Raw genomic sequence first — 7432 nt, 5'->3', positions numbered from 1 at the left:
GAGCGTGAGCGGGCCCGGCCGCCTTGCGCGGCGGGCGGATCGGGTCGGAGGAACGGTGACGACGGGATCAGGCTTCCCGATCTGCGCGACGCGCGGGGCTGCCGGCGCCTACGCCGAGCGCTCGCGAGGGGAGAGGGGCGAAGCCCCACTCCCCTGGAGTCGGATCCATGGAATCATGCTGAGGTCGGGCTGTCGTGGCGGTCACAACGCGACCAGTCGCACCTGTGCCGCCTGATCGAAACGTCGCTCGACCTGTCTTGGGCAACGCGGCATCATGGTTGAGAGGTCGCGACGGACAGTGACGCAGATGCTGGGTCGGATATCGGACTGGTTGGCCGCCTATCGTGGCCTGCGGCGACGCCAGCGCGAGCTGGTCGAGCATGACGCGCATGTGCTGATGAGCCGACACGGCGCTGCCGCCTATTGCAGCGCGCGCAAGCTTGCCGACGATGAGCGGAATGGCCGGCTTGTTGAGATCGACCGCCCATTGCGGCATTGGTCAAGAGTGCGACGCCGAATCGGGACGCTGACCGGGCTCAGGAATCGCACCGACTCCGCAACCCGGCGGCTCGACGAATAGAGCAGGCTACCGCTCAGCGGCGCGGACCAGCAAAACTCGTGCGCGAGGTCGAGCCGTCGCTATGGGTCGCGACGAATCCGGTCGGCCCGAGCACGACATGGTCGACGAGCAGCTTGAGGCGCTGCTGGAACGCCGCCCGGATGGCGAGATCGTCGGGGTCGGCGTTTAGGCTCTCATAGACAGCCCTGAGCCCGGCAGCGGCTTCGTCGATGTCGGCGGGCCGCGACTGCCGGAAGGCGCGGTCAAGCTGGGCGACGTCGGTCTCGGCCGCCTCCAGCTCGGCCTCGAGCGCCTGGACCTGCTTGCCGAGACGGCTGCCGCCGCCCGAGGCCTGGACGAGCTGGATCAGGTTGTCGAGCTGACGCTCGATGCCCTCGCGCCGCGCCTGCGCGGCCGATAGCGCGGCCTGCGCCTGACTCTGACGATCGTTTGCGGCGTCAATCAGCGCCTTGCGGCGCTGGCCGAGGCCGAACACGACCGCGTACTCGACCTTCTTGTAATCGTACATGGTGCGATGATCGCAGCCGGCGCTGGCATGGGCGCGGCCACAGCGAAGCTTGTGACCGCCGCCGCGAACCATCTTGTCGATGAACACCAGGTTGCTGTTGCAGGCTTCGCAGCGCACGAGGCCCGACAGCAGGTTCTTGCGGCGGCCGGGCGTGCCCTTGCCGAAGCCGCGCGCCTTGGACGCGGCCTGGGCTGCCCAATACGTCTCTTCATCGATGATCGCCGGGAAATAGTCGTCGATCGGCGCTTCCGCCGTCGCATCCGATCCGCCGGCGAGCTTGCCGCGCGGAACGTAACGTCCGAAGGTCGCGGGGTTCGACAGGATCTTGGCGATGTAGCTGTCGTGCCAGTACTGGCCCTTCTTCTTGCCCGTGCCCCAGGTCGGGATTTCGTCGGCGTTCAACTTCGCCTGGATTGAGCGGCGTCCGAGCCCGGCGATCGTATCGGCAAACATCTTCTGGACGATCTCGACGCGCTTGGGGATCTCGCGATACTCGCCAGACTTCGGCCCGCCGACGAGTTCGAGCCAACCGGGGCAGCGTGCTGTCATCGCCTGCTTGTCGTCGGCTGCACGCTTGCGCTTGGCCGCCCAGGCGTCGGAAACGCGCTTGGACTTCAGCGCGCTCTCCTCATGCGCACGCGACATCACCACGATCGAGATGATCAGCTGGGTCTGGTCTGCCCGCAGACTCGCCCGCGAATAGACCCGCTGATCGGTCAGCGTGACGATGATAATGCCGTTGCGGGTCAGGCCGAGGAACAGCTCCAGCGCATCGACGACCTCCTCGCGCGAGAGTCGGTCCAGACTCTCGACCAACAGATAAGAGCCCTTGACGACATCGCCGCTTTCGACGCGCTTCAGAAACGCGCCAAGCGCTGCGCGCTCGTCGCGGTGCTTGCCCTTGAACGCGGAAACGCCCTCGTCGCGAAAGCTCTCATCGAGCACCAAACCGTGCTTGACGGCATAGGTCCGCGCCGCTTCGATCTGCCGACGGAAGCTTTCGCCGCGCGCCTGCTCAGGCGTCGAGAAGCGCACATAGGAGTACGCACACGGCTTTGCCGCTTCCGATTGCGCCTTCGTTCTCGATCTTGCCATCGCAGTCGACATTGCCGTGCTCGCGGAAAAGAAGTGCTAACGAGCGAGGACAATAGTGCATCTGATATTAGTGTCATGGAGCAGGTGCTCGACATTCCCTCGCAGGAGGCGATCACCAAGGACAATGCCGGCGTCCGGATCGATGCCGCCGCCTTCTATCAGGTGCTCGACGCCGCCCGCGCCCGCTACGAGGTGTCTTCGCTCGACGAGGCGCTGATCACCCTGACCATGACCAATATCCGCACCGTCGTCGGCTCGATGGATCTCGACCAGTTGCTCTCGCATCGCGACGAGATCAACGAGCGGCTGCTGCGCGTCATGGACGCCGCCGCCTCGCCCTGGGGCGTCAAGGTCACCCGTATCGAGATCCGGGATATCCTCCCACCCGCCGACATCGTCGGCGCGATGAACCGCCAGATGAAGGCCGAGCGCGAGAAGCGCGCAGCCGTCCTGGAGGCCGACGGCATGCGCCAGGCCGAGATCCTACGGGCGGAAGGCCTCAAACAGGCGCAGATCCTCGCCGCAGAAGGCCGCAAGGAAGCCGCCTTCCGCGATGCCGAGGCGCGCGAACGTTCGGCCCAGGCCGAAGCGCAGGCGACCGCCCTGGTCTCGGAGGCGATCAGCAAGGGCGACATCCAGGCCGCCAACTTCCTGATCGCGGAGCGCTACACCGATGCGCTGAAGGCGATCGCCAGCGCGCCCAACAGCAAGGTGGTGATCGTGCCGATCGAGGCCGCCGCGCTGGCGGGCACCGTCGGCGGCATCGCGCAGCTGACGCGGGCCGTCTTCGGGGACGATGCGGTCGAGGCCAGGCGGACCGGCTCCGTGCCCCCGACCGGCCGCAGCGGCGTCTGAGGGATGAGCGCCATGATGTCCTCGATCCTGTGGCTCGGCGGCTGGGGCTGGGTCATCCTCGGCCTCGTCCTGATCGGCGGCGAAGTCCTTGCGCCGGGCATCTTCCTGATCTGGTTTGGCCTGGCCGCGCTCCTGACCGGCGCCATCGTCGGCCTGACCGACATGAGCTGGCAGATCGCCGCGCTCGTCTTTGCCGGCCTCAGCCTGGTCAGCGTGTTCGTTGGACGGCTGTTGATGCGCCGCAAGGGCGAGGAGCCCGACGCCGCCACGGGCCTGAACGATCGCGGCCGCCAGCTCGTCGGCAAGGTCTACCGGCTCGAGGCGACGATGACCGGCGGCGAAGGGCGTATCCGAATCGGCGATTCGTCATGGCGGATTACCGGCCCGGAACTGCTGGCCGGCAGCGAGATCCGCGTGGTGCGGGTCGAGGGCGCGACCCTGGTGGTCGAGAAGGCGTGACCCTCCTGACGCCTCCAGGCGCTAAAATCCGGTTGTGTCACGCCGTCAGGGGTCTATAGCGGACGCTCCGCCGTCAGACCGATCGTTCCCATGACCACACACAGCGAACGCCTGTCCCTGTCCAAGGACCGCATCAAGGTCCTGCTGCTGGAAGGCATCAACGATTCCGCCGCCGACCTGCTGCTGAACGCCGGCTACACCAACATGACGCGCCTGCCCAAGGCGCTCGACCGCGACGCGCTGCTCAAGGCCGTCGAGGGCGTGCATGTGCTGGGCATCCGCTCGCGCACGCAGCTCACCGACGAGGTCTTCGCGCAAGCCGACCGCCTCTTCGCCGTCGGCTGCTTCTCGGTCGGCACCAACCAGGTCGATCTCGAGGCGGCGCGCAGCCGCGGCGTGCCGGTCTTCAACGCGCCCTTCTCGAACACCCGCAGCGTCGCCGAGCTGACGATCGGCGAGATCGTCATGCTGCTGCGCAAGATCACCGACCGCTCGGTCTCCGCCCATGGCGGCGGCTGGGACAAGTCGGCCGAAGGCTCCTACGAGGTCCGCGGCAAGGTGCTCGGCATCGTCGGCTACGGCAATATCGGCAGCCAGCTCTCGACGCTGGCCGAGGCGATGGGCATGCGGGTGATCTATTACGACCAGACCGACCGCCTGCGCCATGGCAACACCGAGCCGGTCGACAGCCTGAACGAGTTGCTGGGCACGGCCGACATCGTCTCGCTGCATGTGCCCGAGACGCCGCAGACGGCCGGGATGATCGGAGCCGAGCAGCTCGCCGCTATGAACCCCGGCAGCTATCTGATCAACAATTCACGCGGCACGGTCGTCGATCTCGACGCGCTCGCCTCGGCTCTCAGGAGCGGCCATCTGGCGGGTGCGGCCGTCGATGTTTTCCCCGTCGAGCCGGCCTCGAACGCCGACCGTTTCGTCTCGCCGCTGCAGGGCCTGCCCAACGTCATCCTGACCCCGCATGTCGGCGGCTCGACCGAGGAAGCGCAGGAGCGCATCGGCGCCGAGGTCGCGAGGAAGCTGCTGGATTATTCAGATGTCGGCTCGACCGTCGGCGCGGTGAACTTCCCGCAGGTGCAGCTGACGCCGCGCCCCGTCGGCACGCGCTTCATCCATGTCCAGCGCAATGTGCCGGGCATGCTGCGGCGCCTCAACGACGTTTTCGCGAACCGCCACGTCAACATCGCGGCGCAGAATTATCAGACCGACGGCGAAATCGGCTATGTCGTGATGGAGGCCGAAAGCATAGGCGCGGATGCGCGCGACATCCTGCGCGAGATCCGCGAGCTCGACGGCACGATCCGGGCGCGCTTGCTGTACCACCGCGCCTGATCGGAAAGGCGCATCACTCGCTCTTTTCGGCCTCGCTGTCGCTGGCGCCGGGCTTGATCGGCGTCTGAGTCGCGATCGGGTCGCTAGCCGGGAAGGTATCTTCCAGAGCCTTGTTCAGCAGAGCGTCCTCGCCATGCTCGGCGATCAGCTCGCGCTGTTCCTGCTGCTCCTGCAGCAGGCTCTCCTTGGCCGGATTGGCGTCGGTGGTGTCGCTTTCGGTCGGTTTGGAATGGCTCATCGCGGGCCCCCTGTCTGATGGCTGCGGCCCGCGCGCTGCAGACCTTGCCAGATCAACGCGCCGGGCCGCGCCGCGTTCCGCTACCGACGACGCGGCCAGGCGATCCGGGCCAGCAACCCGCCGCCGGGCCGCTCGGCGAGCGTCAGCTCGCCGCGATGGGCTTCGGCGATTGCGCGCACGATCGACAGCCCGAGACCGAAGCCGCCGCCCTCCTTCAGCGTCCGGGCCTGATCCCCGCGGTAGAACGGCTCGAACACCTTGTCGCGTTCATCTGGCGCGATGCCCGGCCCGTCATCCTCGACCTGAATGGCGATGGCGACCGGATCGCCGTCGTCCAGCCTGACCACCACCTTGCCGCCGAACTTGATCGCATTATCGACAAGATTGGTCACAGCCCGCGTCATCTGGTCGGAATCGCACCAGGCCGAGGCCCGCATCGGCCCCTCGAACACGACGATATGGCCGAGATCGGCGAAATCGTCGCAGATCGTCTGGAGCAGCGCCGGGATATCCGTGGCGGCCATGGTGCCCGAAGCACGCCCCTCGCGCAGATAGGACAGGGCGCCACCGACCATCCGCTCCATCAAGGCCAGATCGGACAGGATCGCACGACGCAGCCTGTCGTCTGGAATATCCTCGGCGCGCAGCCGCAGCCGCGTGATCGGGGTGCGCAGATCATGGCTGACCGCAGCCAGCATGCGGGTGCGATCATCGACAAGCCGCCGGATCCGGGCCGCCATGCTGCCGAAGGCGCCAGCCAGTCGCTTGACCTCGACGGGGCCCTGTTCGGGCGCCCCGATGTCGTCGCGATCGGGATCGAAGCGATCGACCGCCTCGGCCAGGCGCGAGAGCGGGGACGCGACGGCACGCGCAGCCCACAGCGAGAGCAGCCCGACGAGCGTCGCAAGGCAGCCCAGCATCACGACGAGATAGACGATGAAGGCCGCCCCGCGCGGCGGCGGGGTCATCGGGGCGGGCGCCATCGCGAGGCCCGATCCGTCGGAAAAGCGCAGGCCGACGGGGGGTGGGCTGCCCAGCCCCTCGGTGGAATCGAGGACCAGGACCTCCGCGACGCCTTCGAACGCTCGCTGCAGATCGCTCACCATCTCCCGGTCCGGCTTCTTCAGGCTGCGATCGGTGGAGCGTGCATCGGGCGACAGGTGCGAAAGCCGCGGATTGGCCGAAAGCGCCGTCTCGACGATGATCTGCCGTGCTGCGGGCGTCGGCGCGACCTGCACCTGCCGCGCCACGGCGACCAGCTCGGTCACATAAGGCAGGGTCGGCAGGCGCTTGAGCTCCGATGGCAGCAGCACGATCAGCGCGCCGATCGTCACCAGATTGGCCAGCACCAACGAGCCGATGACGATGACCGTGATCTGCGCCGCCGCACGCGCCGGGAGGAGACGCAGCAGCAGCCGCTTCATCCGTCCATGACCTGGGGCTGCGCTTCGGTCTGCGCCGAGCCCCCCTGCGGCAGTGACTGGATTTCGGGCGAGAACATGTAGCCCCCCGAGCGAATCGTCTGGATCAATTCGGGCTCGCGCGGATTGGGCTCCATCTTCTGGCGCAAGCGGCTGACGAGCACATCGATCGAGCGCTCGAACGGGGCGGCGGCGCGGCCTTGCGTCAGGTCGAGAAGCTGATCGCGCGACAACACCCGGCGCGGACGTTCGCAGAAGGCCAGCAGCAGATCGAGCTCCGCACCCGTCAATGCGACACGCTCGCCCTGCGGGTTGAACAGCCGCCGCACCGCCTTGTCGAGCCGCCAGCCGGCGAAGGCCAGCATCGTGCTCTCGGCGCTGTCGAGGGTCTGCGCCACCCCGACCCGCCGCAGCACGGCGCGGATGCGGGCCAGCAACTCGCGCGGGTTGAACGGTTTGACCAGATAATCGTCGGCGCCCATTTCGAGGCCGAGGATGCGGTCGATATCCTCCCCCTTGGCAGTGAGCATGATGATCGGGATCGAGCCGTCATTGCGTAAGCGGCGGCACAGGCTCAGCCCGTCCTCGCCCGGCAGCATCAGGTCGAGCACGATCAGGTCGAAGCGGCCGTCGCGCAGCGCGATGTCCATCTCCCGCCCATGCGGAACGGTCCTGACCCGGAAATCATGGCTGCGCAAAAAGCGCGACACCAGGGTCGCGATCTCGCGGTCGTCCTCGACGATGAGGATATGCGGGGTTCTGCTCATCGGGCGGCTCTAATCCCGACACAGGGCAAGGTCGTGGCCGGATTTGTATCGCCTTGTTTCCCGTATCGGGGCTGGAAACGCAAGGAAACCAGAAGCAGCCCGCCAGACGTCAACGGGAAAACTCGCCGCCACAGAACGGGCAGCAAACCCCTGCCCTTTCGT

The 7432-nt window shown here is 67.2% G+C and carries 7 protein-coding genes and 1 pseudogene; 4 read left to right on the top strand and 4 right to left on the bottom strand.

The genetic code is table 11. From position 1 onward, the window contains the following. Window positions 1-331 precede the first annotated feature (331 nt). Window positions 332-580 carry a hypothetical protein gene (locus tag IP69_RS19530; RefSeq protein WP_156323557.1) on the top strand — a complete coding sequence of 83 codons (249 nt, stop codon included), beginning with the start codon at window positions 332-334 and terminating at the stop codon, window positions 578-580. A gap of 13 nt (window positions 581-593) precedes the next feature. On the opposite strand, the gene IP69_RS19525 is transcribed toward IP69_RS19530, so the two are convergent. Then, window positions 594-2195, bottom strand: coding sequence for a recombinase family protein (locus IP69_RS19525; RefSeq protein ID WP_082359479.1), 1602 nt, complete (start codon window positions 2193-2195; stop codon window positions 594-596). Window positions 2196-2249: 54 nt separating this feature from the next. Here IP69_RS19525 and IP69_RS19520 point away from each other — a divergent pair. The 3 genes and pseudogenes from IP69_RS19520 to serA form a co-directional block, all read left to right on the top strand. Beyond that, window positions 2250-3038, top strand: a pseudogene (locus IP69_RS19520) (SPFH domain-containing protein); the annotation flags it as partial. Window positions 3039-3050: 12 nt separating this feature from the next. Further along, window positions 3051-3497, top strand: a complete 447-nt coding sequence (locus IP69_RS19515; protein WP_054144498.1) for an NfeD family protein — start codon at window positions 3051-3053, stop codon at window positions 3495-3497. A gap of 90 nt (window positions 3498-3587) precedes the next feature. Beyond that, on the top strand, window positions 3588-4844 hold the full coding sequence (gene serA / locus IP69_RS19510; protein WP_054144497.1) for a phosphoglycerate dehydrogenase: 1257 nt from the start codon (window positions 3588-3590) through the stop codon (window positions 4842-4844). A gap of 13 nt (window positions 4845-4857) precedes the next feature. Here serA and IP69_RS19505 read toward each other — a convergent pair whose 3' ends face one another. The 3 genes from IP69_RS19505 to IP69_RS19495 form a co-directional block, all read right to left on the bottom strand. Beyond that, the gene (locus IP69_RS19505) at window positions 4858-5082 is read right to left on the bottom strand and encodes a hypothetical protein (RefSeq protein WP_054144496.1); all 225 of its coding nucleotides are present in this window, start codon (window positions 5080-5082) and stop codon (window positions 4858-4860) included. A gap of 80 nt (window positions 5083-5162) precedes the next feature. Continuing rightward, window positions 5163-6506 carry an ATP-binding protein gene (locus IP69_RS19500; RefSeq protein WP_054144495.1) on the bottom strand — a complete coding sequence of 448 codons (1344 nt, stop codon included), beginning with the start codon at window positions 6504-6506 and terminating at the stop codon, window positions 5163-5165. Beyond that, complete coding sequence (locus tag IP69_RS19495) at window positions 6503-7270, bottom strand: response regulator (RefSeq protein ID WP_054144494.1); 768 nt, start codon at window positions 7268-7270, stop codon at window positions 6503-6505. Before IP69_RS19495 ends, IP69_RS19500 begins: the two co-directional genes overlap by 4 nt. Window positions 7271-7432: the final 162 nt, after the last annotated feature.

The organism is Allobosea sp. AAP35 (genome assembly GCF_001295925.1).
Taxonomy (GTDB): Bacteria; Pseudomonadota; Alphaproteobacteria; order Rhizobiales; family Beijerinckiaceae; genus Allobosea.
Note: the sequence above shows the minus strand (reverse complement) of the source record. Positions and strands in the feature narration are given on the sequence as shown.

Coding starts and splice junctions, on each gene's coding strand:
- IP69_RS19525 (WP_082359479.1), bottom strand. CDS start 2,195: ATGTCGACTGCGATGGCAAGATCGAGAACGAAGGCGCAATCGGAAGCG.
- IP69_RS19515 (WP_054144498.1), top strand. CDS start 3,051: ATGATGTCCTCGATCCTGTGGCTCGGCGGCTGGGGCTGGGTCATCCTC.
- serA (WP_054144497.1), top strand. CDS start 3,588: ATGACCACACACAGCGAACGCCTGTCCCTGTCCAAGGACCGCATCAAG.
- IP69_RS19505 (WP_054144496.1), bottom strand. CDS start 5,082: ATGAGCCATTCCAAACCGACCGAAAGCGACACCACCGACGCCAATCCG.
- IP69_RS19500 (WP_054144495.1), bottom strand. CDS start 6,506: ATGAAGCGGCTGCTGCTGCGTCTCCTCCCGGCGCGTGCGGCGGCGCAG.
- IP69_RS19495 (WP_054144494.1), bottom strand. CDS start 7,270: ATGAGCAGAACCCCGCATATCCTCATCGTCGAGGACGACCGCGAGATC.